We start from the raw sequence: 507 nt of genomic DNA on the forward strand, positions 1-507 counted from the left end.
TATAAGTTAAAAGCTATAAGTTAAAAGCTATAAGTTAAAAGCTATAAGTTAAAAGCTATAAGTTAAAAGCTATAAGTAACCGAAGGAGTCGGTTTTGAATTTTGAAAATTTAGAAGTATGGAAACGTTCGGCAAGATTAAGCGCTGATATTTATAAAGCTACGGCTAAGCTAAAAGACTTTGGTTTTAGAGATCAACTTACACGATCTGGTTTATCTGTTCCAAGTAATATTGCTGAAGGCATGACCAGAGAAGGCGACAAAGAGAAACGTCGTTTTTTAGATATTGCTTACTCGTCTTTAGCTGAAGTCAGAACACAGATTTATATAGGTATAGATGTTGGTTATCTAGACTTTCAAAATGGTCAAAAGTGGATTGAAGAAACAAAACAGCTTTCTGCCATGTTGACATGTCTTAAAAGAAAGTTCTAACTTACCGCTTACCGCTTACCGCTTACCGCTTACCGCTTACCGCTTACCGCTTACCGCTTACCGCTTACCGCTTACCG

Annotated in this window: 1 protein-coding gene; it reads left to right on the forward strand. The window is 36.7% G+C overall.

Going from position 1 to position 507, the window contains the following annotated elements; all coding sequences use genetic code 11:
* The first annotated feature begins 94 nt into the window (after nt 1-94).
* Nucleotides 95-430 carry a four helix bundle protein gene (locus AC1HJP_RS21165; protein ID WP_480363468.1) on the forward strand — a complete coding sequence of 112 codons (336 nt, stop codon included), beginning with the start codon at nt 95-97 and terminating at the stop codon, nt 428-430.
* The last annotated feature ends 77 nt before the right edge of the window (nt 431-507 follow it).

Source organism: Pseudoalteromonas sp. NFXS53 (genome assembly GCF_056629255.1).